We start from the raw sequence: 20,552 nt of genomic DNA, 5'->3' as shown, positions 1-20,552 counted from the left end.
GCCATGATCAACATACAAAATTTATCTAAAACATACGGAACGGCAACGGTTCTTAATATCGAACATCTTGAAATTCCAAACGGGGAAACATTTGGTCTCGTAGGAAACAACGGAGCAGGAAAAACAACTCTTTTCAGCCTGATGCTGGATTTAATTCAGGCTACAACAGGTTCTGTAAGTATTGACGGAATTAAAGTAGATGAATCTGAAGCATGGAAAAATAAAGTTTCAGCATTTGTTGACGATACATTTCTCATTGGATACCTTACTCCTGAGGAATATTTTTATTTCATTGGAGAGTTGAGAGGGCAGAACAAAGCATCTGTAGATGAATTCCTGAAGCCTTTTCATGATTTTTTCAATGGAGAAATCCTTAAATCAGGAAAATACGTCCGTGACCTTTCAAAAGGAAATCAGAAAAAAGTAGGAATTGTAGGAGCAATTATTGGAAATCCTGAGATTATTATTTTGGATGAGCCTTTTGCCAATCTCGATCCATCTACTCAGATCAAACTGAAAAATCTTATCAAGGAATTATCAAAACAGGATGGTGTTACTTTTCTGATATCCAGTCATGATCTTTCCCATACAACGGAAGTCTGCAACAGAATTGTGGTAGTAAACAAAGGCCTTTTGGTAAAAGATATTCAGACCAATCCGGAAACATTAAAAGATTTGGAACAATATTTTGCAGATCAGGTTTCTGTTTCGGATATTTAATACCACAAAAATAGAGGTATGAATACGATAGAATCACAGAATGTAACAGATTATCCGAACAGCAATACTATTTTCATGGTCTGGAAACTTAATGACAGCCCACAGCTGAAAAATATTTTTCAGGAACTATGCGCTTTGGTATTAAATCTTAATAATTCCGTTTTTAACCGTTTTCCAGACAGCAGGGCAAGCTGTGTAATGGGAATTGGGGCTGAAGCATGGAGAAAACTGGATCTTCCTACACCTTTGCCAAAAGAATTAATCAATTTTGAAGAAATAAAAGGAGTGAAGCACACAGCTGTTTCCACTTCTGGAGACCTTCATTTTCACTTGAGAGCGGATAATAAAAGCCTGATTTTCGATATGGCTGTTGAAATATCCAAACTATTGAGTTCAGTGGCAGAAAGTATTCTGGAGATTCATGGATTTAAATATTGGGATGCACGTTCCATTCTTGGTTTTGTAGACGGAACAGAGAATCCACATGGTGATGACCGTGATTATTTTGCAAAAATCGGAGATGAAGACCTTCAGTACAAAGGCGGAAGTTACCTTTTTGTTCAGAAATACCTGCACAATATGGATGCCTGGAAAGGGCTGTCAACAGAAGATCAGGAGAAAGTCATCGGGAGATCAAAAGAAAACGATATTGAAATGTCGGATGATGTAAAACCTTCCAATTCACATATTGCTTTAGCCAATATCGAAGGAGAAGATGGGGAAGAATTGAAAATAGTCAGAGATAATATGCCTTTTGGAAATCCTTCTACTAATGAGTTCGGAACCTATTTTATTGCCTATTCAAGCACATTCGCAACAACCAGAAAAATGCTGACCAATATGTTCATAGGTGATCCTCCGGGAAATTATGACAGAATTTTAGATTTCAGTACAGCGGTTACAGGAACGCTTTTCTTTGTTCCTACCAGGAATATGCTTGATGAATTTTCAGGATAAAATACAAAAAAGGCAGCTTCGAAATTAAGGCTGCCTTTAACAATTGTTTTACAATACTATACTGGATTTCCGGGGTTGTACGAATCACACATTCCGTTTTCCACCAGACATTCTCTTTTTTTCAGTTCACAGGGATTGGTTGTAGGTACGCTGCAACATGCATAAAATCCGTTGTATTGTACCAGATACATATTACAAAGTGGCGTATTTCCTCCGTTAATTGTTTTCAGGTTCTCCCTTTTTAATTTTTTTAAATGCTTCATGGTTTTAGTTTTAAATTAATTATATCTCCAATATAGGAAAAAAATGAAACACTGAATAGATTAAGTAAAAAATTGTACCTCAGTTTTTTAATTAAAATCTTTCTCGCCTTTTTGAAACAAAAAAGAAGGTAAAATTTGTAACTCTGAACAAAAAAAATCAACTTATTGCAATAAATAGTAAAATATTTTTTTTCAAGTTGTAACCTTTTTTTGTTTTGATTGTCTTTAGTATAGAAACAGCATAAGCATGAAACTTTTGTTCGGAAATAAAAAGAATGATTTGTTGAGCCTCCTGAAAAAACAGGATCCGGCTGCACAGAAGATTTTCTATGAACAGAATGTAAAGAGATTCCTGAGCGTAAGCAAAAGCTATGTAAGCGATTTGTATCAGGCGGAAGATTGTCTCATTAAAGCATTCTGTAAAATTTTTAAGCACATAGAAAGCTTCAGAGGAGAGTCGAACCTGGACAGCTGGGCAAGAAGAATTGTCGTGAATGAATGCCTGAATTTTATCAAAAGCCATAAAACGGTATTCTTTCTCGATGAGATCAACCAATCTTTTCATGAAGACATCCATGAACCGGGGATTGATTGTGATTTTAATGCGCAGGATCTTTTGGATCAGCTTCCCGATGCCTACAGAATGGTTTTCAATCTTTATGTCCTGGAAGGATATTCCCATCAGGAAATTGCTGATACTTTGCAGATTTCAATGGCTGTCAGCAAAACACAGCTGTTCCGAGCTAAAGAAAAATTAAGAAAGATCTACTTTCAACAACAAAAAAAAGTGAAAAATGAAAACGTCTAAAGATAATATTGAATGTCAGATCAAAAAACAGATTGAAGAAAGAGAGATTACTCCTTCCCGTGATTTGTGGTCTGAAATTGAGTTTCAAAACAGCAGCAATAGCCGTCCCAAATCACAGATGAACTGGGTTTTAGTGGCTGCCTGTCTGGTCTTGACATTGAGTTTAGGAACCGTTCTGTTTTTTCTTAATCAACCTTCAGAAATTCAACCTGAAATAGTAAAGAAGGCAGAAGAAAATAAGGCAGATGAAATCATAAAAAAACCGGCTCAATATAATACACCTCTGGCTGTTCAGAATAATGATAAAAAGGAAGTAAAAATAATCCCCCCCCAGGATAAAGAAGAAGTGATTTCTGCAGTAACAATAGGTCAAAATAAACTTATTCCCAGAGAAACCGCAGTGAAAAAACTGGATATTCCTCAGATTTCTAATCCTAAGCTTATAGCAAAAGCTGATTCTTTGAAAACTCCGGTTAAAAAGAAAAAATATGTAGACCCTTCTACCCTCCTTTTTTCGGTAGAGCATAAAGATGTTATCGAAAAGACAAAGGATGGAACTAATGTGGCCACAACTATTGACCTGAATGCCAGATAATTTGTCCGTAAAAAATTAAAAATTAATAATATGATCAAGAAATTAATCGTAATGGGATTGCTATGCTCTATTTCAGCATCATTCCATGCACAAAAGGCTTTGAATATTAACCTGTCTTCTAAAAAAGACACTGAGGTAAGCCCTATTGTAAAAGAGAAAGTGGAAGAATATGCCACAAAGATCAATACCATTATTCAGGAAGAAAAGAAACTGATGGAAGAAGAATTGGTTGTTTTGCAGGCAAGAAACCTTGATAAAACAGATTTTGACAGAGAGAAAGCCCAGATTGCAGACCGTTATTCTGAGAAAATGGATAAAAGAATTGAAGAACTTGGATTTGATCTGGATGACGTTATTCAGAAACAGGTAAGATATTCACTTTTAAATACTGATGTTACTTCCAAAGAAGAGCTTAAAGAAAAGCTGTTGAAAAAATTCCGTCCCAGCAGAAGTTTTACAGGGTATTTCTCTTACGGAATTATGACATTGACAAACAGTTCTCCGGATAATGAACTGGACAAAAATATAGGATATGCCAATAACCTGGAATTTGGTCTGAAACTGAATTATCAGCTTAGCAGAACAAGCCCTTGGGCAATTACCTCAGGATTAGGATTCTCATGGAGAACCGTAAGAGCAGATAACAATATGCTTTTTACAAGAAGTGCAGATCAGGGAGTGGCTTTGGCTCAGTACAGCGGAAACCTTGAGAAAAGTAAGCTGAGAACCGGGTATATTATGGTTCCTCTTGGTGTACAGTATAATTTTTCCAAGCTTAAAAATGCAGGAATGGACATCCAATACCGAAGTTATTACACCGGATTTAAAATAGGAGCCAATGTATATGGCGGGGTGAAAATGTCTACCAACAATATTGTAAAAGGAAATGACGGAGAGACAAGAGACCGGGGAAACTATCAGGTGAATCCTTTTGTATATGGGGCACAGATTACATTCTCATATAACAGTTTCAGTCTTTTTGTGAAAAAAGATTTCAGCAATTTCTTTAAAGACAGTTATTTCAAAAATGATAAAGCGCTGATATTCGGCTTAGCCATTGGATTGGATTAAATACATTTTGACAGCAAAACGAAAAACTCCGGGAAAAGCTCCCGGAGTTTTTGCATTGTATCAGTTATAGAATCATTATTTTAAACTTCCTACCATATCTTCAGGTTTTACCCACCCATCAAACTGCTCAGCAGTTAACAAACCAAGATTGACGGCTTCTTCTTTTAAGGTTGTACCATTTTTATGGGCTGTTTTAGCAATTTTTGCTGCATTTTCATATCCGATATGAGTATTTAAAGCTGTAACAAGCATTAAAGATTTGTCTACAAGTTCTTTAATTCTCTCATGGTTGGGTTCAATTCCTACAGCACAATGGTCATTGAAAGAAATACATGCATCAGCGATCAATTGGGCAGACTGGAGAAAATTATAAGCCATTACCGGTTTGAAAACATTCAGCTCATAATTTCCCTGAGTTCCTGCAAACGAAATGGTTGTATCATTTCCTAAAACCTGAGCGCAAACCATTGTTAAAGCCTCATTCTGAGTAGGGTTTACTTTCCCTGGCATGATAGACGATCCCGGTTCATTTTCAGGAATATGAATTTCCCCGATTCCGGAACGTGGCCCTGATGCCAGTAATCTTACATCCTGAGCAATTTTATATAAAGAAACGGCCAATTGTTTTAAAGCTCCGTGAGATTCAACAATTGCATCATGAGCAGCAAGGGCTTCAAATTTATTTTCAGCAGTAATGAAAGGGTGTTTTGTAAATTGAGAAATATATTCTGCAACCTTTACATCATAACCATTAGGAGTATTCAATCCTGTTCCTACAGCTGTTCCACCTAATGCAAGCTCAGAAAGGTGAGGTAATGTATTTCTTAAAGCTCTCAATCCGAATTCCAATTGAGCCACATACCCGGAAAATTCTTGTCCCAGAGTAAGCGGAGTAGCATCCATCAGGTGGGTTCTCCCGATCTTTACCACATCTTTGAAGGCTTTAGACTTTTCAGCCAGCGTATTTTTTAGTTTTTCTACTGCCGGAATGGTTACCTCTACTACTTTTGTATAGGCAGCGATGTGCATGGCAGTAGGATAGGTATCATTAGATGACTGGGATTTATTCACATCATCATTCGGGTGAATTTCAGATTTTTCACCCAATGTTCCTCCATTATTGACATGGGCTCTGTTTGAAACTACTTCATTGACATTCATGTTCGATTGCGTTCCGGAACCCGTCTGCCAGATCACCAACGGAAACTGGTCATTAAGTTTTCCTTCAAGAATTTCATCACATACCTTGGCGATCATATCTCTTTTTTCAGCAGGAAGCACTCCCAGATCAGTGTTGGTATAAGCTGCTGCCTTTTTCAGATAAGCGAAAGCTTCAATGATTTCATGCGGCATTGAACCTTCAGGTCCTATTTTGAAATTATTTCTGGAACGTTCCGTCTGTGCACCCCAAAATTTATCCGCAGGTACCTGCACTTCTCCCATGGTGTCTTTTTCAATTCTGTAATTCATAGTGGTTGAAATTTGTATGATCTGTTTATTTAAAAGCCATAAAAATCTTTAACATTATTGATTTTTAATGAAAGAAATAATGTTTTGGCTTTGCTTATTAAGCTTTTATAAAGTTAATTATAAACTTACAAACCCGCAATTTATAATCATTATAAATATCAATTTAAATGACTGATTTTACTCATATTTTTTTATTGAGACGTATTTTTGCACAAACAAAAATTGAATGGACTTTAGATATCAGGATCCGTATCCAATTCAGAAAGATGATACGGTGTACAAGAAGCTTACATCAGATTATGTAAAGGTTGAAAAACTGGGTGACAGAGAAATTTTAACTGTAGATCCGAAAGGACTGGAATTGTTGGCTGAAGAAGCTATGGCAGATGTTTCTTTCATGCTTCGTTCTTCACACCTGGAAAGCCTTAGAAGAATCATTGATGATCCTGAAGCTACTGATAATGACAGATTCGTTGCTTACAACCTTTTGCAAAATGCTGCAGTAGCCGTGGAAGGAGCTCTTCCTTCATGCCAGGATACGGGAACGGCTATCGTAATGGGGAAAAAAGGAGAAAATGTATATACAGGAGTAGATGACGGGGAATATTTGAGCAAAGGAATTTTCAATACCTATCAGAAAAGAAACTTAAGATATTCTCAGGTAGTTCCTTTGACGATGTTTGATGAAAAGAACTCAGGATCTAATCTTCCTGCACAGATTGATATCTACGCTAAAAAAGGAGATTACTACGAATTTTTATTCTTGACAAAAGGAGGAGGTTCTGCTAATAAAACATTCTTATATCAAAAGACGAAATCTTTATTGAACGAAAAATCTCTTGAAGAATTCGTTAAAGAAAGAATCTCTGATCTTGGAACAGCTGCCTGCCCGCCTTACCACTTAGCGCTGGTAATTGGAGGAACTTCAGCAGAAGCCAACCTTGCTGCAGTGAAAAAAGCATCAGCAAAATATTATGACCATCTTCCAACAGAAGGAAATGAGGCCGGACAGGCATTCAGAGACCTTGAATGGGAAGCTAAAGTTCAGAAAATCTGCCAGGAAAGTGCAATCGGAGCTCAGTTTGGAGGAAAATACCTTACCCATGATGTAAGAGTAATCAGGCTTCCGAGACATGCCGCATCTTGTCCGGTAGGAATGGGTGTTTCCTGTTCTGCAGACAGAAATATCAAAGGAAAAATTACTAAAGAAGGTATTTTCCTTGAGCAGTTGGAGCAGGACCCAAAAAGATTCTTACCTGATACACCTCCACATCTGGAAGAAGCAGTTGAGATTAATCTAAATAAACCAATGCCGGAAATTCTTGCAGAGTTATCCAAATATCCGATCAAAACAAGATTGAAACTGAACGGAACATTGATTGTAGCAAGAGATATTGCACACGCAAAAATTAAAGAAATTATCGACAGTGGAAAACCAATGCCGGAATATTTCAAAAACCATCCGATCTACTATGCAGGACCTGCAAAAACTCCGGAAGGAATGGCTTCAGGAAGTTTCGGACCTACTACAGCCGGTAGAATGGACGTTTATGTGGATGAGTTTCAAAGCCACGGCGGAAGTATGATTATGCTGGCAAAAGGAAACAGAAGTAAAGATGTTACCAATGCCTGTCATAAATACGGAGGTTTCTACCTTGGATCTATCGGTGGGCCTGCTGCTATTCTTGCCAAAGACAATATTGTGTCTGTAGATGTAGTAGACTTCCCGGAATTAGGAATGGAAGCAGTAAGAAAAATTGAAGTAAAAGACTTCCCTGCATTCATTATTTCCGATGATAAAGGCAACGATTTCTTCGCAAATCTTGCTCACTAATTAGTTTAAAATTAAAATAAATAATAAAATAGAGCGCTGATCTTTTGTGTAAAAAAGAAAAAAGCTTTATTTTTGCCTAAAATCTTTAAGAGAATGATAACGATATTATCAGCATTTTGGCCGTTTTACCAGTTCCTTTGGACTATATTCTTCATTACTATGTTCTTAGTAGGATTCTGGTGTATTTTTATGTTCTTCGGATTAGTAATCCCAATGTGGCTAACTGAAGGTTTGAAAGAGTATTTCGGAAAAGTAAAGCCTTTCGATCCTGAAGACATCAGAAGAAAGCTTGTTTCTGAGCAGGAAGGTGTAGAAGTTATCTATAGCGAGCCTAAAGGAAACGGACCTTTCCTTCACGATCACGGACATCATCATTAATTGATTGTCATTGCTTTTTCACCTGAATTCTGAAAAAGTAATATCAAAGCAAAACAACATATATAAAACCGCTTAATTCGTTAGGCGGTTTTTCTATTTATTATTCCTGAGGCTTTCCGGAGATACTCCAAATTTCTTTTTAAAAGCCCGTGTAAAGTTCTGGAGATATTCATAACCGCATTCAATAGCGATCTCTTTGATCATAATCTCTTTGTCAGTAATCAGTTTCCTCGCTTTCAGCATTCGGAGTTCCGATATATAATGAGCAATCGTTGTATGATAGTAGGCCTTGAATTCCTTTCTGATCATATTCTGATTCATTCCGATATACTTTCCGATCTCTTCCGCTTTTATATTTCTGTGGTAATTTTCATCAATGAATTTCCTGATCATTTCAGGCGTTTTTGGTGTGGATTCCAAAATATTTTTCTCATTGAACTGTTCAAAAATCAAAATCAGAAGCTTAATAATCTTGGCTTCTATAAATAATTTCTGCATGATTCCTTTCTTGGTATATCCCAGAATTTCCTTTACAATCATATGCATTTCAACCGTCATATCCGGTGGTGTCTCTTTGTGAAGGAAGATGAAATTATTATGGGTCATGTTTTCCAGAATTTCTGCATTCTCGCGGTTGAGATCCGGATTGATGAGGTTGAAAACATATTGATAATTGATCTGAATCTGGAGATATTTAAGAACTTCCTGGTTTTCCGTCCATAGTTCAGCGACATTTTCTTTGGGCGAGTAATGAAGAATGTATTGGTTTTTCTTAAATGAAAATTGGGTTCCGCAGTCATGAGCTTCCAAATTGATTCCCTCACTCAGCAGAAAAAGAAGATTAAAACTTGCCTTCCCTTCCAACATGTGAGATTTGAAGGATTGATCAGGGCACAGATCTTCCTGCATGATGATTTTGATGTCTTCGGATCTGAACAAAAGTCCACTTTTAGATGATTTCCTCATGCAACACATTTTTACAGCCATGGTACAACTACTTAAGGTAAAAGTCCTTCGCAGGATAACCAAAAGTTCAGAAATGATAACTCGGGGTTAATTATGTGAGGTACTTTTGCGCAAAATTAAATTAAATTTAGAATAATTAAAAATAATATTTTATATGTTTAGAGATTTACATTTTGCAATACAGAAAATCAGAACGGGATTAACGTTGCTGATTATCGCCGGAAGCTGCTTGTATGCTCAGCAATGGGAAAATGTTGGAGGCATTCAGGATGTATCAGCAGGAGGAAGTAGTTTTAACAATTTAGTTATAGACAACTCAGGAAATTATTATCTGTCATATTATGATGTTTCCGTAGCCAGAGGTTCTGTTCAGAAATTTAACGGGAGTTCATGGTCATATTTAGGAGGAAGTGCGGGAGTTACAGCAGGAACGGCAACTTACAGTTCACTGTCTATAAGTCCTAACGGAAACAGTCTTTATTATACCAATCAGCTTGGCTATCCGGATTCTGGAATGGAAGTACGTTTGTTTACGGGGTCTTTATGGTCTCAACTTCCGAATGCTACAGACAGTCCTGTAAATTATCAGGCTTCTGCAGTTTCTTCTGATAATATTATATTCACTTATGGATCTTATGGTTCAGGAACGGTAAAAAGATATTTTGGAGGAACCTGGGAGCAGGTAGGAAATGCCGGCTTTTCAGGAGGTGCTGAATTTGCTGAAATGGTTATCGGAACCAATAATATGGTGTATACGTGTAATGTTTCCGGAGGTTTAAAAGTGTATCAAAACAGCACTGGTGCAGATTCTTCACAAAACTGGAGTCTGGTAGGAGGTGCTGCTGCAGATGCTTCTTCTTCAGGAGAACAGTACAACGCCGATATTGCTTTGGATGGATCTAATACGATCTATGTAGCCTATGTTTCAAACTCAGGAGGAGGAAAAAAAGTGAATGTTAAAAAATTTGACGGTAACTCTTGGATTCAGGTTGGAAATGCTAATTTTTCAGAAGGAAAAGTTCAGCATGTTGCCTTAGCTGTGACGGAATCCGGGAAACCGTATGTCGTTGCCAGCCGTTTTGAAAATGACAATTTCCTTAGAAATACGGTTTATAAATTAGATGATTCTCAAAACTGGGTTGCTTTTGGAGGTGATTTTGTTTCAGATGGTGAGGCAAAATACAATGATCTTGCTATAGATAAAGCGCATAACTATCTTGTTCTTGCTTATTCTGACAATACCACAAAAGTGAAAAGAATTTCTCTGACACTGAATCCTCAGACATGCAGCAATACGGACCCGGGAACCAATGTGGGTGATGTAGGCTGTGTAAGTTTTATGTATCGTGGTCAGCAGGTTGCTTATACTACCGTAAGAGGAGCAGACGGAAAAATATGGCTTCAGCAGAATCTGGGAAGTACACAGGTTGCTTCATCAGTAGCCGATGCGAACGCATATGGAGACCTTTTCCAATGGGGAAGATGGGATGACGGCCACCAGCTTAGAAATTCACAGACAGCGCAAGCACCTTCATCCAATACTCCCGAAGGAATTGCAGCGGCTGGAGGAGTGTATATTGCAGGATCTCCGGCATGGTGGGCGGGTTTTGCAAGTTCAGATACATGGGCTGGTACATCAGTGGCAGACGTTAATGCATCCGCTGGGGTAGATCCTTGTAAAGCGATCGGAACAGACTGGAAAATGCCTTCTCAGGCAGATTGGACTGCTTTGGTAGGGGCTGAAGGTATTGGGAATCCGGCAACTGCTTACAGCAGCAATCTTAAATTACCGGCAGGAGGAAACAGAAGTTCCAGTAATGGCGACTTTAGTTTTGTAGGACAAAGAGGGTATTTTTGGAGTTCAGATACATCAAGTTTAGGAGCGAAATATTTATATATCGGATCCACTATTGCCAACCCATCAGCCGGAGGAATGAGAGGTCAGGGGTCTTCAGTAAGATGTATTAAACCGACATCTTCTTTAGGTACTTCAGACATTAAGCTGAATAATGTAGTAATAGGAATGTATCCCAACCCGACAAAAGGAATTCTTACTGTTAAATCAGACTCCGCGATTGACAAAGTGAACGTTATCAATGCGGTAGGGCAAAGAATGAATGTGCAGTTCTCAGATAATCAAATCAATATGACTGAACTTTCTTCAGGGTTATATATCGTAGAATTAAAATTAAAGAATGGACAATCCGTTTCTAAAAAGATTATAAAAGACTAACTGAATTTCTATAACAAAGATTTTCGTCCAAAAAATAGTTCATTACAATTACTTTTATTGGGAGGCTCATGAAAATTTCATGAGTCTTTTTTTATTTTATTTTTTCCCGGAAAATTGAAATATTTGATGAAGACTGGACAAGAATAGTCACTATGAAGAAAAATTTATACTATATTCGATAAAAAATAAGAAATGAAAAAACTTTATTCCGTTGTTTTTCTGTTGATTGCAATGGCAGTTTTTGGGCAGATCAATTACTCCATCAGCCCGAATCCATTCAATGAAACCGATGCCGTAACCCTTACTGTTCCCGGAGATCAGATTGATGAGTCGGCATGGGGCGTGTCTAATAATGCCATTTATATCTGGACATGGTCTTTTGATACTAATTATCAGAACAGTCAGGACTGTCCTACCAATGGCAGCTGGAACAACTCCAATGACCTGAATAAACTAAATTATAATGCTGCTACAGACAGCTACTCACTTACTTTTACCCCGACTTCTTTTTTCGGAAGAACAGGAATCGGGAGGTTCGGGTTTTTATTAAAAGATAAAACAGGATCTCATCAGAGCTCACCGGACATTTTTGTAAATGTGGGCACTTTAAGCTTAAATCTTACCAATCCTCTGGCTAATAGCCTGACTTCTGTTCCGGCAGGAAACTCTATTAATATTACGGCTACCACAAATAACAATGCAACATTTCAGTTAAAAGCAAACGGAACTGTTGTCAACTCTACAACAACTCCTTCACAATCCTATTCTTACAGTTATACGGTTACTCAGGATGCCAGCATGGAACTTGTTGCCACAGAGGGAGTTAATTCTAAAACTGCGACATTCATTTTACAGGTTCCGAGAAATGTAGTTGCTGAAGCCATTCCAAACTGGATTAAACAGGGGATTAATTATCATCCGACAGATCAGACCAAAGTAGGACTTGCGTTATATGCGCCTGGCAAAAGCTTTGTACATGTCATTGGAAGTTTTAATAACTGGGCGGTGAATGATACTTATTTAATGAAAAAAGATACCACAAACCCTGATCTTTATTGGATTGAGCTCAATGGGATTACGCCTCAGCAGCTCTATACTTTTCAGTACAGAACGAATGATCTGAGAAAAGTGGCAGACCCTTATTCACCCCAGATCTTATCTTCTTATGATGATCCGTGGATCTCAGCTTCTACCTATCCGAATTTACCTGCATTTCCTGCCGGACAAGGTTTTGAAGTTTCAACATTTAAAACGGGGCAGACAGCCTATAACTGGCAGACAACCAGTTTTCAGAGACCCGCGAAAGAAGATCTGGTGGTCTACGAATTATTATTGAGAGATTTTACACAGGAAAAGAACTGGCAGTCTCTGATCAATAAAATTTCTTATTTAAAAAATCTAAAGATCAATGCAATAGAATTACTTCCCATCATGGAATTTGACGGAAACCTTTCCTGGGGATACAATACTTCTTTCCATTATGCATTGGACAAAGCTTATGGAACCCCCGAAAAATTCAAAGAATTTGTAGATATCTGCCACCAGAACGGAATTGCAGTTATTCTGGACGTCGCATTTAACCATGCAACAGGACGTTCTCCTCTGGTAAGGCTTTGGAATGTAGATACTGATGGAGACGGTTACGGGGATGTTGCTCCAAACAATCCTTATTTCAATCAGGTCCCGAAACATTCATACAATGTATTTAACGATTTTAATCATACAAGCCTTTCAACTCAATATTACGTTGAAAGATGTCTTCAACAATGGCTGACAGAATATCACATTGACGGATTCCGCTGGGATTTAACAAAAGGATTTACCCAAAGCTGCTCCGAAAATGATGAAGCATGCACCAACGCTTATCAGCAGGACAGAGTGGATATCATGAAACATTATGCAGACAGACAGTGGGCAATCGATCCCAATTCTTACATGATTTTTGAGCATCTGGGAACGGATGCAGAAGAACAGCAATGGGCAAACTACAGGGTAGCAGAGGGAAAAGGAGTGATGCTTTGGAATAAACAAACGGAGCCTTATAACCAGAATACCATGGGATATAAAGACAACAGTAATTATGACAGAATGAACCATAGTCTTCATGGGTTTACCAATATGCGTGCTGTAGGGTACGGAGAAAGTCATGATGAAGAAAGATTGATGTTTAAAAATCTTGCATATGGTGCTGCGAACGGTAGCTATGACGTTAAAAACCTTAATACAGCTCTTGAAAGAATGAAAACTTTCGGTGCGACATTCTTTACTATTCCAGGTCCGAAAATGATCTGGCAGTTTGGGGAATTAGGATATGAATTCAGTATCAACAGATGTGCTGACGGTACTATCAATAACGGGTGCAGAACGGATGAAAAGCCTGTTGCATTTACTTTAAACTATGATACCAACGTAAACAGAAAAGCTGTATATGATATATGGGCTAAAATAATCACGATCAGAAATACCCATCAGATTTTTAAAACTAAAACGTACAGTATAGAATCCAATAATCTGATTAATGATCCGGACGGATTGATCACAAGAATTTATCTCTATGATCCGGCTATTACAACCGGGATAAAAAATGTTGTCGTACTGGCCAATTATGATATATCTGCAAAAAATGTTGTTCCTTTCTTTCCTTACACAGGGCAATGGCAGAATCTCATGGATGACAGTATTTCGAATATCGCCTCTACCACGGCTCCGATAACTTTACAGCCAGGAGAATTCAGGATTTTCGGGAATTATGGAGGTGCACTGTCAACAACAGATCCAAATACTGTAAATAAATTATCACTTCAGATCGCTGATAATCCAATACAAAACGGAGTGGCGAAATTAATTTTTAATAAAGCAAAAAACGGAGAAATTTTGATTTTTGATATGACGGGTAAAAAACTGGATTCATTCAAACTGAATAAAGAAAACGGAACTTATGAAATGAAAGTCAGTTATCCTGCAGGAACTTATCTGGTGCAGTTGAAATCGGAAACCGGAATTGCCATTCAAAAGATGATAATCAGATAAAAACAAATTATGAAGTTGTTTAGACTTAAAAATGTAGGATATATTGAAACCATTAAGAAGGATTTAAGAAATAAAGTGTAGTTAAGATGAATCATTCTGATTTTTAAGCTTAAGGCGAAGCTTATCTTAATACTCTTATCGCCTTACTATAATCTTAATGTTTCAAAAATAAAACTTTAAACAAGTTCTATAAAATAATAAAAGGCAAATTTGCAGTGTAGCAGATTTGCCTTTTTTGTCTATTTAAAAAAATAGTCTACTTTTGCAGTAGATTTATCAAGAAAGGTGGAGGGATTTGGCCCAAAGAAACCTTAGCAACCTGCACGATTCGAGAAGTGTAAAGGTGCTAATTCCAACCCTGAGGGGGAGATAAGCGAAGTCAATATTCTTATATGAATTCCATTTCTTGAAGTCTTGTATATCTGCGGAAAAATCCGTCAGACTGTAATTATTAATTGGCAAGAACAAAAATGAAAAAATTAAGTACAGCTGTATTATTGCTTGGGGCAATTTTGGTTGCTGCTCAGGAGAATGAGGAGAAAGGAAAACAAATAGAAGATATTGTTATCGTTGGAAACCGTAATGTAAAAAGAACAAAACTGGAAACACCGGTTCCTGTAGATGTTATCAATATTGACAAAATTCAAAGGAGTTCTCCGCAAATGACTGCTCAGGATCTTCTGAATTATGTTATCCCATCGTTTAATTCCGTAAGACAGTCTGCTTCTGATGGTACGGAACATATTGATCCTGTAACCTTAAGAGGAATGGGTCCTGATCAGGTTCTCGTATTGCTGAACGGGAAAAGAAGACACACCACTTCTTTAGTCAATTATCAGAATACCGTGGGGAATGGCTCTGTAGGAACAGATCTGAGTACAATTCCTGTTATTGCTATTGATAGAATAGAAGTGTTAAGGGACGGAGCTGCAGCACAATACGGTTCTGATGCCATTGCAGGAGTGATCAATATTATTCTTAAAAAAAATACGGGAGCCTCAGCAAGTCTTACGTATGGATTGACCGGGAGAAATGATGGAGATACCTATCAGGCAGGAGCCAATTATGGTACTTCATTAGGAAAAAAAGAGGGTTATATCAACCTTTCTCTACAATTAAGCCACAGAGGAAAAACCACAAGAACTCAAAATCACGATCTAGATATTTTCGGAGATAATTTCGCTTACGCCTTTGCAAATGATCCTGAAGCGGCAAGAGCTGCAGATGATGCGAAGATTAAGGAGCGGGGATTGTCACGTGATGATTTCAATTTCCAGATTGGAGATGCGCAGATCAGGCAGGGACAGTTGTTTTTCAATGCAGAATATCCTTTTAACGATCAATTTAAAATCTATTCTTTCGGAGGTTTTAGTATCAAAGAAGGAAAAGGCTTTGGTTTCAGAAGACTGCCGAGCGAAACATCCAATGTGGTTTCATCCATTTATCCGAACGGCTTTCAGGCAACTCTTGGATCTCAGGTATATGATATTTCCTATGCAGTAGGAGCAAAATATAATGTCAATGATTGGGTATTAGATCTAGGCAACACATTCGGAAGTAATACCTTCAATTATAATGTAAGCAATACCAATAATGCTTCTCTCGGGGTAAAATCGCCAACCCGGTTTTATGCAGGAGCCCATAGTTTTCTTCAGAATACCGTGAATCTTGATGTTTCCAAAAGTATAAACCGTTTCAATATCGCATTTGGGGGAGAATTCAGGTTTGAACAATACCAGATCAAACCAGGGGATGAAGCTTCTTATACCCAATATGATATCAATGGAAATGTAGCTACAGAAGGGTCAACAGTATTGGGTGCGGGTGGATCTCAATCTTTTATCGGGTTTTCTCCAAACAATACCTTGAAAAAAGACAGACACTCAACTGCTGTGTATGCGGATGTTTCCTATGATTTAGATAAAAAATTAAATATTGACGCCGCTGCCAGATTTGAAAATTATTCAGATTTCGGAAATACGTTGAATGGAAAGCTTGCCGTTCGATATGAGTTCGTAAAAAATTATGCAATAAGAGCTGCCGTTGGAACAGGATTCAGGGCACCTTCCCTTCAGCAGCAGTATTTCAATAATTCATATGCGGATATTTCTACTTCAGGCTCAAAGATTGTTACCAAAGGAATATTCAGTAACGATAGCGAAGCCGCCAGAATTCTGGGATTTGATAAACTCAAACAGGAAACTTCTGTCAACGCGAGTGCGGGATTTACCCTGAAACCTTTACACAATTTAACGGTCGCTATAGATGGATACTGGATTAAAGTGAAAGACAGAATTGTGATTACCAGTAATATAACAGACCCAAGACTAGACCAGTTTAAGGTGGAAAGCGGAAGGTTCTTCGCCAATGCCATTGATACAGAAACGAAAGGAGTAGATGTAGTGGTTTCTTATGACTGGATTCTTGGTAACGGAAAATTAAATATGAATCTTGCCGGAAATTATACAGAAACTAAAATTACAGACTTTCATTTTCCGGAAAACTTAGGAACTCCTCAAAATCAGTTTTTTGGTCCGGATCAGATCAATATCATTGAAACACTGTCTCCAAAAACAAAAGCTTCATTTGGATTAAATTATGGAATCGGGAAGTTCAATTTTCTCGTGAGAAATACCTATTTTGGTAAAGTAATAAGAGATGGTTATCCATTTGGAGGCGTTCAGGAATTCTCCCCAAAAGTAGTTACGGACATCAGTATTGGATATGATATCACAAAAAGTATCAACTTTACAGTAGGGGCCAACAATGTATTTGATGTTTTTCCGGATCGCCAGATTTATGAAAATTCATACTATGGAGTATTCAAATATGCGCCAGTTCAGATGGGAACACTGGGGAATTATTTCTTCGGAAGGCTTAATTTTAATTTTTAATCATTAAATGAGTACTACCTCACATCAGATTGGCTGGAAAACAGCAGCAGCCATCGTCGTTTCCAATATGATAGGAACAGGGATTTTTACAACCCTGGGATTTCAGTTATCCGATATTACCAATACCTACAGTATTTTCCTGTTATGGAGCATTGGAGGAATTCTCGCCTTATTCGGGGCTTTTTGCTATGCCGAATTAGGCTCACATTTCAAAGGAAACGGAGGTGATTTTATCTATCTTAAAGAAACCTATCATCCGCTGTTCGGATATCTGATAAGCTGGGTTTCACTCATCATCGGATTTTCCTCTCCGGTTGCGCTGGCTGCATTGGCAATGTCGAAATACCTTTCTGTATTCAATTATTCTTTTGGAAATGGGTTTGCAATTGCCGCTATTTTTCTGGTAGCAGTGGCATTGTCATTCAGTTTAAAAACATCCAGCAGGTTTCATAACTTTTTTACATTCATCAAGATAGCCTTTATTATTGTACTGGTTATTCTGGGAGTTGGGCTTTCAGAATCTACACAGATTGGCAACAGTCTGAATTTCAGTGACAGCTGGCAGAATGAGATCATGCTTCCTGCCTTTGCTACGTCTCTGGTGTTTGTTACCTATTCTTATACAGGCTGGAATTCTGCTTCCTACATCGCAGGAGAAATAAAAGACGTCCAGAAAAACCTTCCCAAATCTTTGATCATTGGAACTATTTTCGTGACGATAAGCTATATTTTGGTGAATTATATTATGCTGAAACATGCTCCTGTGAGTCAGTTGGCAGGAAAAGAAGACGTAATGGGGGAAGCTGCTGTCAATATGCTGGGGCCTATCTTTGGAAAGATTGTCAATATTTTTATTGCGCTGCAGCTGGTTGCAACAATTAGCGGATATTTATGGGTAGGTTCAAGATTGACACAGGCTTTTGCAAAACATACTTACATCTGGAAACCGTTATCAGCGGGTAATGCAAGAGGAATTCCCGTAAGAGCTATTTTTGCCCATGCAGTTATTGCTGTGGTTATTATTCTCACCGGAAGTTTTAAAGAAATCTTTGTTTACACAGCCTTTATTTTACAGCTTTTTGCAAGTCTGGCGATTTCTACCGTATTCTTCCTGAAGAAAAAAGACAGGAAAATTTTTAAATCAAATACTTTCCATATTTTTCCAGCCGTTTTTCTATTGTTCAGTATCTATATTCTCTATTTTACATTTATTCATAATCCTAAAGAAAGTCTTATAGGAGTAGGAATTATTGCTGTAGGAATTATTTTATATTGGGTTGACAGGAGACTTTCCAAACAACATCAAAACAAACCTTAATGGCATAGAAAGGTTAATATACAATTGATAAATTCACCTTTTTACAGTTTAGCCCTCTTTATCCCTAATGCTCAAAAATTTATGATGCTCAGTAATTTTAATTTTGAATTAATAATCCTTATCTTTGCACCCACAAAATTTCTACAATGTCTAAATCATTAATTCCAAAATTAGAAGCTATAAAACAAAGATATAATGAGGTTGCAGACCTTATTATACAGCCTGATGTCATTTCAGACCAAAAAAGATATTCTTCTTTGAACAAAGAATATAGTGATTTGGGAAAAATTGTAAGAGTTTACGATCAGTACAAGGGAGCACTGGACAGTATTGAAGAATCTGAAGAAATTATTGCAGACGGTTCAGACAGAGATTTGGTAGATCTTGCTAAAGAAGAAAAGCTGGAAGCTCAGGCTAAACTTCCAGGATTGGAAGAAGAGCTGAAAGTATTACTGATCCCTAAAGATCCTGCTGACGACAAAAACGTTATTGTGGAATTACGTGCCGGGACAGGTGGTGATGAAGCCGCTATTTTTGTAGAGGACGTGTACAGAATGTATACCATGTATTTTAAAACAAAAGGATGGAGACATGAGGTAACAGACTCTAACGAAGCTGCCAAAGGATACAAGGAATTGATCATGAAAGTGGAAGGAGAAGGCGTTTACGGAATCATGAAATTCGAATCCGGAGTTCACCGTGTACAGCGTGTACCTGAAACAGAATCTCAGGGAAGAGTACATACTTCTGCCATTACAATTGCTGTTCTTCCGGAAGCTGAAGAAGTAGATTTTGAACTGAATCCTGCTGATATTGAAATGCAGACATCCCGTTCAGGAGGTGCCGGAGGTCAGAACGTAAACAAAGTTGAAACGAAAGTTCAGCTTACCCACAAACCTTCAGGGATGGTAGTGGTATGTCAACAGGCTCGTTCTCAGTTAGCTAACCGTGAACTGGCAATGGAGATGCTAAGAACAAAATTATACGATATCGAATTGCAGAAAGTACAGGGAGATATTGCTGCACAACGTAAATCTATGGTTTCTACCGGTGACCGTTCTGCAAAAATTAAAACATACAATTACCCTCAGGGAAGAGTTACAGATCATAGAATCAACAAGTCTATGTATAATCTGGATGCTTACATGAATGGAGATATTTCTGAAATGATTGATGCCGTAATCATGGCAGAAAATGCAGAGAAAATGAAGGGGGAAGAAGAAAATTATTAAAATTAAAAACAAAATAAGAATAAAGCCTCTGATCCTTCAGGGGCTTTGTTTTTTCAAATAACTAAACATAAAAATATTAACTATGAAAAACTACAAAATTATTTTACTGCTGCTTACCATGATAGGGCAGCATCTTATGGCTCAAACTGAAGTGAAGAAGCCCAAAGAAGCCTTCGAATTATTTTTCGGAACTTTTGTGAATAATGATGAAGCGGCGTTGAATAAACTGAATGATTACTTAAAACCAACAGTGGAAGGACAGAACGCTTACCAGGTAGATTTTAAAGAAACGTCAAAAGAAATGATGGATGGCAGTGTAGAGAATTTTCTGTCTGCTTTCCCTAAGGCAACGGCTGCAGCATGTAAAAAAGAAGCGGAGGAGTACTTTACCGCAATGTTTGGGAATTTTAAAACAGGAAAACTGACAATTAAAAATGTAAAAGTTGTCCCGAATGAATATATTGAAGGACAAAAAATTGCAGAAATAAGTTATTCCGTAAGCTTCCTGGTTCCCTCAAAATTAACTTCCGGACCCAAGGGTGATCTCAATAAAATAAAAGCAGAAGACCTTAAGAAATATTTGATTCAGGCGGTTCAGGACTTCAAAAATGCTGATAAAACAGTAACAACCGATCAGAATTTTAATCTTTATGAACTTAAAGAAGGCGATAAAATATACTACTGGAACGGAAGTCCCGATGAGATTGTTACCAATCTTACGGATTTCTATTTTGAAAGCTTCGGAGCCAATGAATAGTTGAAAAATATTCCATTAAAGAATAA

At 37.6% G+C, this 20,552-nt stretch carries 16 protein-coding genes and 1 riboswitch; of the genes, 13 read left to right on the top strand and 3 right to left on the bottom strand.

What is annotated here, in order from left to right; translation table 11 throughout:
* The first annotated feature begins 3 nt into the window (after positions 1–3).
* Together ACTJIP_RS18595 and ACTJIP_RS18590 are read left to right on the top strand one after the other, a co-directional pair.
* The gene (locus ACTJIP_RS18595) at positions 4–720 is read left to right on the top strand and encodes an ABC transporter ATP-binding protein (RefSeq protein WP_047381821.1); all 717 of its coding nucleotides are present in this window, start codon (positions 4–6) and stop codon (positions 718–720) included.
* Positions 721–738: 18 nt separating this feature from the next.
* Positions 739–1,677 (top strand): Dyp-type peroxidase, encoded by a 939-nt coding sequence (locus ACTJIP_RS18590; protein ID WP_077419426.1) that lies wholly within the window; start codon positions 739–741, stop codon positions 1,675–1,677.
* 56 nt (positions 1,678–1,733) lie between these two features.
* Here the strand turns inward: ACTJIP_RS18590 and ACTJIP_RS18585 are convergent, their stop codons facing one another.
* Positions 1,734–1,940, bottom strand: coding sequence for a bacteriocin-like protein (locus ACTJIP_RS18585; RefSeq protein WP_219071925.1), 207 nt, complete (start codon positions 1,938–1,940; stop codon positions 1,734–1,736).
* A 247-nt stretch (positions 1,941–2,187) separates the two neighbouring features.
* Between ACTJIP_RS18585 and ACTJIP_RS18580 the strand changes: the two genes are divergently transcribed.
* From ACTJIP_RS18580 to ACTJIP_RS18570, 3 genes are read left to right on the top strand one after another with little or no spacing between them, the layout of a single operon-like run.
* Complete coding sequence (locus ACTJIP_RS18580) at positions 2,188–2,748, top strand: RNA polymerase sigma factor (RefSeq protein ID WP_440704936.1); 561 nt, start codon at positions 2,188–2,190, stop codon at positions 2,746–2,748.
* Positions 2,735–3,343 (top strand): hypothetical protein, encoded by a 609-nt coding sequence (locus ACTJIP_RS18575; protein WP_428168796.1) that lies wholly within the window; start codon positions 2,735–2,737, stop codon positions 3,341–3,343. The genes ACTJIP_RS18580 and ACTJIP_RS18575 overlap by 14 nt, the downstream gene beginning before the upstream one ends.
* A 30-nt stretch (positions 3,344–3,373) precedes the next feature.
* Complete coding sequence (locus tag ACTJIP_RS18570) at positions 3,374–4,414, top strand: porin family protein (RefSeq protein WP_077419430.1); 1,041 nt, start codon at positions 3,374–3,376, stop codon at positions 4,412–4,414.
* Between the two features lie 75 nt (positions 4,415–4,489).
* On the opposite strand, the gene fumC is transcribed toward ACTJIP_RS18570, so the two are convergent.
* Positions 4,490–5,884, bottom strand: a complete 1,395-nt coding sequence (fumC, locus tag ACTJIP_RS18565; protein ID WP_219071924.1) for a class II fumarate hydratase — start codon at positions 5,882–5,884, stop codon at positions 4,490–4,492.
* Positions 5,885–6,110: 226 nt separating this feature from the next.
* On the opposite strand from fumC, the gene ACTJIP_RS18560 reads away from it, so the two are divergent.
* Together ACTJIP_RS18560 and ACTJIP_RS18555 are read left to right on the top strand one after the other, a co-directional pair.
* Complete coding sequence (locus ACTJIP_RS18560) at positions 6,111–7,718, top strand: fumarate hydratase (RefSeq protein ID WP_047381802.1); 1,608 nt, start codon at positions 6,111–6,113, stop codon at positions 7,716–7,718.
* A gap of 93 nt (positions 7,719–7,811) precedes the next feature.
* Positions 7,812–8,096 (top strand): hypothetical protein, encoded by a 285-nt coding sequence (locus tag ACTJIP_RS18555; protein WP_172625768.1) that lies wholly within the window; start codon positions 7,812–7,814, stop codon positions 8,094–8,096.
* Positions 8,097–8,189: 93 nt separating this feature from the next.
* Here the strand turns inward: ACTJIP_RS18555 and ACTJIP_RS18550 are convergent, their stop codons facing one another.
* Complete coding sequence (locus tag ACTJIP_RS18550) at positions 8,190–9,062, bottom strand: helix-turn-helix domain-containing protein (RefSeq protein WP_175627303.1); 873 nt, start codon at positions 9,060–9,062, stop codon at positions 8,190–8,192.
* Positions 9,063–9,216: 154 nt separating this feature from the next.
* Here ACTJIP_RS18550 and ACTJIP_RS18545 point away from each other — a divergent pair, with 154 nt between their 5' ends.
* The 6 genes from ACTJIP_RS18545 to ACTJIP_RS18520 all read left to right on the top strand — a co-directional run bounded on the left by ACTJIP_RS18545 (position 9,217) and on the right by ACTJIP_RS18520 (position 20,526).
* Complete coding sequence (locus ACTJIP_RS18545) at positions 9,217–11,295, top strand: T9SS type A sorting domain-containing protein (protein WP_077419434.1); 2,079 nt, start codon at positions 9,217–9,219, stop codon at positions 11,293–11,295.
* A 192-nt stretch (positions 11,296–11,487) separates the two neighbouring features.
* Positions 11,488–14,325, top strand: coding sequence for an alpha-amylase family glycosyl hydrolase (locus tag ACTJIP_RS18540; RefSeq protein WP_440704935.1), 2,838 nt, complete (start codon positions 11,488–11,490; stop codon positions 14,323–14,325).
* A gap of 270 nt (positions 14,326–14,595) precedes the next feature.
* Positions 14,596–14,701: riboswitch (SAM riboswitch) on the top strand.
* A 94-nt stretch (positions 14,702–14,795) separates the two neighbouring features.
* Positions 14,796–17,219 (top strand): TonB-dependent receptor plug domain-containing protein, encoded by a 2,424-nt coding sequence (locus ACTJIP_RS18535; RefSeq protein WP_440704934.1) that lies wholly within the window; start codon positions 14,796–14,798, stop codon positions 17,217–17,219.
* Positions 17,220–17,226: 7 nt separating this feature from the next.
* Complete coding sequence (locus ACTJIP_RS18530; protein WP_428168793.1) at positions 17,227–18,537, top strand: APC family permease; 1,311 nt, start codon at positions 17,227–17,229, stop codon at positions 18,535–18,537.
* A gap of 146 nt (positions 18,538–18,683) precedes the next feature.
* Positions 18,684–19,769: a peptide chain release factor 1 gene (gene prfA / locus ACTJIP_RS18525; RefSeq protein ID WP_077419437.1), complete on the top strand. Its 1,086-nt coding sequence runs from the start codon at positions 18,684–18,686 to the stop codon at positions 19,767–19,769.
* 82 nt (positions 19,770–19,851) lie between these two features.
* The gene (locus ACTJIP_RS18520; protein ID WP_180564788.1) at positions 19,852–20,526 is read left to right on the top strand and encodes a hypothetical protein; all 675 of its coding nucleotides are present in this window, start codon (positions 19,852–19,854) and stop codon (positions 20,524–20,526) included.
* The last annotated feature ends 26 nt before the right edge of the window (positions 20,527–20,552 follow it).

This window comes from Chryseobacterium sp. 22543 (assembly GCF_052044565.1).
Taxonomy (GTDB): domain Bacteria; phylum Bacteroidota; class Bacteroidia; order Flavobacteriales; family Weeksellaceae; genus Chryseobacterium.
The sequence above is the reverse complement of the archived record's forward strand: the minus strand, read 5'-3'. Positions and strand labels throughout refer to the sequence as shown.

Coding starts and splice junctions, on each gene's coding strand:
- ACTJIP_RS18545 (WP_077419434.1), top strand. CDS start 9,217: ATGTTTAGAGATTTACATTTTGCAATACAGAAAATCAGAACGGGATTA.
- ACTJIP_RS18585 (WP_219071925.1), bottom strand. CDS start 1,940: ATGAAGCATTTAAAAAAATTAAAAAGGGAGAACCTGAAAACAATTAAC.
- ACTJIP_RS18575 (WP_428168796.1), top strand. CDS start 2,735: ATGAAAACGTCTAAAGATAATATTGAATGTCAGATCAAAAAACAGATT.
- ACTJIP_RS18580 (WP_440704936.1), top strand. CDS start 2,188: ATGAAACTTTTGTTCGGAAATAAAAAGAATGATTTGTTGAGCCTCCTG.
- ACTJIP_RS18570 (WP_077419430.1), top strand. CDS start 3,374: ATGATCAAGAAATTAATCGTAATGGGATTGCTATGCTCTATTTCAGCA.
- fumC (WP_219071924.1), bottom strand. CDS start 5,884: ATGAATTACAGAATTGAAAAAGACACCATGGGAGAAGTGCAGGTACCT.
- ACTJIP_RS18555 (WP_172625768.1), top strand. CDS start 7,812: ATGATAACGATATTATCAGCATTTTGGCCGTTTTACCAGTTCCTTTGG.
- ACTJIP_RS18595 (WP_047381821.1), top strand. CDS start 4: ATGATCAACATACAAAATTTATCTAAAACATACGGAACGGCAACGGTT.
- prfA (WP_077419437.1), top strand. CDS start 18,684: ATGTCTAAATCATTAATTCCAAAATTAGAAGCTATAAAACAAAGATAT.
- ACTJIP_RS18560 (WP_047381802.1), top strand. CDS start 6,111: ATGGACTTTAGATATCAGGATCCGTATCCAATTCAGAAAGATGATACG.
- ACTJIP_RS18550 (WP_175627303.1), bottom strand. CDS start 9,062: ATGAGGAAATCATCTAAAAGTGGACTTTTGTTCAGATCCGAAGACATC.
- ACTJIP_RS18520 (WP_180564788.1), top strand. CDS start 19,852: ATGAAAAACTACAAAATTATTTTACTGCTGCTTACCATGATAGGGCAG.
- ACTJIP_RS18530 (WP_428168793.1), top strand. CDS start 17,227: ATGAGTACTACCTCACATCAGATTGGCTGGAAAACAGCAGCAGCCATC.
- ACTJIP_RS18540 (WP_440704935.1), top strand. CDS start 11,488: ATGAAAAAACTTTATTCCGTTGTTTTTCTGTTGATTGCAATGGCAGTT.
- ACTJIP_RS18590 (WP_077419426.1), top strand. CDS start 739: ATGAATACGATAGAATCACAGAATGTAACAGATTATCCGAACAGCAAT.
- ACTJIP_RS18535 (WP_440704934.1), top strand. CDS start 14,796: ATGAAAAAATTAAGTACAGCTGTATTATTGCTTGGGGCAATTTTGGTT.